The organism is Bacillota bacterium, assembly GCA_018818595.1.
Taxonomy (GTDB): Bacteria; Bacillota_I; Bacilli_A; order Izemoplasmatales; family Hujiaoplasmataceae; genus JAHIRM01.
On the sequence record JAHIRM010000024.1, the window covers coordinates 1 to 2,976 of the forward strand.

A 2,976-nucleotide genomic window follows, 5' to 3' on the forward strand; every position below is an offset into this window, starting at 1 on the left:
AAAATTATGGAAATACTTGCAAACAAAATAAATGGAATAATTGTTAGCCACAAAGGACCAATATAAGAAAGAACTAAAGATGTTACAAATCCTACGATGGTCAACAAGGAGCTTAGAAAAAGTGTGTTTTTAAATTGATAAGAAATTTTTATATGTTTATTACTTGGTTGTTCATCAATTCTACTTCCTTGAAGTAATTCATCTACTGTAACATTCAAAATTTCTGCCAATTTAGGAAGAAGAGTAATTTCTGGATACCCTTCACCAGTTTCCCATCTCGATATTGCTTTGTTTGTTACTTTTAAAAGTTCTGCTAATTCTGTTTGGGTTATTTTTTTCTCTTTTCTTAATGATTGAATAAAATTACCAGTTAATACACTATCCATAATATTTCACCTCGGATAAATCATATCTATTAGTTTTAAAACATGCAACCTAGTTATAGTGGAATCAGTCTACGAATCGTAGATTCTGTAAAAATAAACATACTATTTTAAATAACATTATACCAAAAACACTAAATATATTCAATTTTACTTTTTCTCACTCTTAAAGCAGTCATTTTAAATAGCTATTCTTCTACTAAAACTGATTCATAAATCATCAAAAATATGATACAATAGAAAGATAGAAATAATATGGGAGGACTAAAAATGATCACAATTATTAAACAAAAGAAATTCCAATTTGAATTAGAAGAAAATGATATTCTTCTAACAAACAACTTAAATCATCCTTTCGTTCAAACAATGAATAACGTTCTAAATCATTTTCTTGAAGAAAAAACAAAGGAAGATTTCACGGTAATTCATACTCTAGGAAAAATTAAAGCGAAAAAAGTATATGTCATTAATATGGATGCTTTAACTTCTGAAGACAAAAGAAATGATCTGTATAAAAAAATTGCTGAGATTAAATCAAATGTTTGTTTATTGCTTGATACTTTTGCTACAACGGAATCAGATACTATTATTGAAAGTCTTTTTGAAGCAATTGTTACAAAAAACTATTATTTTGAACAATACAAATCAAAGAAAGAATCAACTGCTAAAAACTTTTATTTCTACAGCGAAGCAGATTATGATTCCCAAGTGTCAAAAGGAACAATATATGGAGAAGCAATGAATCATGCTAAAGATTTAACGAATGCTCCTAATAATCATCTAAACGCTTTATCTCTTGCAAAAGATGCATTATTACTGGAAAAGTACTCTAACATTTTAGTTAAGATTATTGAAAAACCTGAAATCGAAAAAATGAATATGGGTCTATTCTTAGGAGTGAACAAAGGAAGTCTTGATGAACCAAAGTTAATATTTATAAAATATCAAGGCTTAGGTTCTTTTGAAAATCCTGTTGCTCTAGTTGGAAAGGGAGTTATGTACGATACAGGTGGTTACTCACTTAAAACGCCTCAATCAATGCCTGGTATGAAAGGTGACATGGCGGGAGCTGCAGCAGTTATTGGTGCAATAGAGGCTATAGCAAAGTTGAAATTAAAAGTAAATGTTATGGGAATTATTGCTGCAACGGATAATCGAATAGGCGAAAATGCTATAGTTCCTGATGATATTCTTACAAGTGCCAAAGGATTAACCGTTGAGATTATATCTACAGATGCAGAAGGAAGATTAACTTTAGCAGATGCTTTATGGTTTGCTCAAAAAGAAGGAGCAAAAGAAATTATTGATGTGGCAACACTAACTGGTTCTATAGTTGCAGCATTAGGAGACGAATTTACAGGAGCCTTTACAAATAATCGAAAACTATACAAAGAATTAAAAGCTGCAAGTTTGAAATCTTTTGAACCTTTATGGGAAATGCCAATTACAAAAGGATATCATAAAGAATTGAAAAGCGATGTCGCTGACTTAAGAAATTCAGGCACTACTAGAAACGGCGGGTCTTGTGTTGCCGCTGCTTTCTTAGAAGAATTTATTGAAAAAGGTACATCTTGGATTCATTTAGATATCGCAGCTACTTCATCTACTAAGAATCAAGCAACTGGTGTTATGGTTAAAACATTTACCGAGTTTTTCATTCAAAGAAATATCTAACATTTTATTTATATAAAAAGAACAATGCTCGTTAATTTGCATTGTTCTTTTCATTATGCTTTAGAATTCAATTATTAAAACATTTATTTTTTTGCTAACTTCTACAAATCCATCGATTAGAATTTTTCCTTTTTCATAAAGTATGTCAAACATTTCTGGATTTGTATCTATTAAGTGCGCAAAGGATTCATAAGGTCGTCTGATCGATGCTGTTCTGTGATGCCCTGCAACTACTATTTTATTTGGAATTGATTTTAATTCATGTTCATAAGACCAAACAAAATCCCTTAAAGAAGTATCTCTCCAATTTTTCATAGATCCATTAATTCCTCCATGAACGAAGATGTAGTCATTCATTTCAATGAAATAAGGAAATGATTTAAGCCAATTTAAAAGGTATGGAAATTTATTTCTTATTAATTCACTTATTTCTTCTTTTTTAAAATCCATTTCCAATTCCAATTCAGATAAACTTTCTAGGGTATTTAGAAAACCATTATGAATAATGTTAAAGATTGTTTTTTGAAATTGATTTTCTAAAAAATCAATTAAAAACAAATCATGATTTCCAATAATAATCTCAACTTTTTTATCTAGACTTAAGCTATAAAGATATTCAAGAACTTCTTTTGATTGAGTTCCTCGGTCAAAAAGATCTCCAAGAACCAGTAATTTATGATGTGGATTATTTAAGTCATACCCAGCATTTTTAAGAGAAACAATCAATTCATTGAAATGTCCATGGATATCACTAACAACAAATAGTATATTTTCCATTTTTACTTTCATCATCAGTATGTTATCGATTATTTTTTTGATTATGTTCTGCTAATTTGCTTATTCTATTAATATGCGATTTTATTCCTTGATTAAATGTTTTTATCCAGACTTTAATTAAATCAATTGTAACAATAATTCC

3 protein-coding genes are annotated in these 2,976 nt (G+C 29.2%); 1 reads left to right on the forward strand and 2 read right to left on the reverse strand.

Annotated features, from left to right (window positions below; translation table 11 throughout):
- On the reverse strand, nucleotides 1-386 hold a 386-nt coding region (locus KJ971_04725), incomplete at its 3' end, for a helix-turn-helix domain-containing protein (GenBank protein ID MBU1145143.1).
- Between the two features lie 267 nt (nucleotides 387-653).
- Between KJ971_04725 and KJ971_04730 the strand changes: the two genes are divergently transcribed.
- On the forward strand, nucleotides 654-2,057 hold the full coding sequence (locus KJ971_04730) for a leucyl aminopeptidase family protein (GenBank protein ID MBU1145144.1): 1,404 nt from the start codon (nucleotides 654-656) through the stop codon (nucleotides 2,055-2,057).
- 60 nt (nucleotides 2,058-2,117) lie between these two features.
- Here KJ971_04730 and KJ971_04735 read toward each other — a convergent pair whose 3' ends face one another.
- Nucleotides 2,118-2,834 (reverse strand): fructose-bisphosphatase class III, encoded by a 717-nt coding sequence (locus KJ971_04735; protein ID MBU1145145.1) that lies wholly within the window; start codon nucleotides 2,832-2,834, stop codon nucleotides 2,118-2,120.
- Between the last annotated feature and the right edge of the window lie 142 nt (nucleotides 2,835-2,976).

What these genes read in the sequence shown, in the direction of transcription:
- KJ971_04735 (MBU1145145.1), bottom strand. Translation starts at nt 2,834, where the DNA reads ATGGAAAATATACTATTTGTTGTTAGTGATATCCATGGACATTTCAAT.
- KJ971_04730 (MBU1145144.1), top strand. Translation starts at nt 654, where the DNA reads ATGATCACAATTATTAAACAAAAGAAATTCCAATTTGAATTAGAAGAA.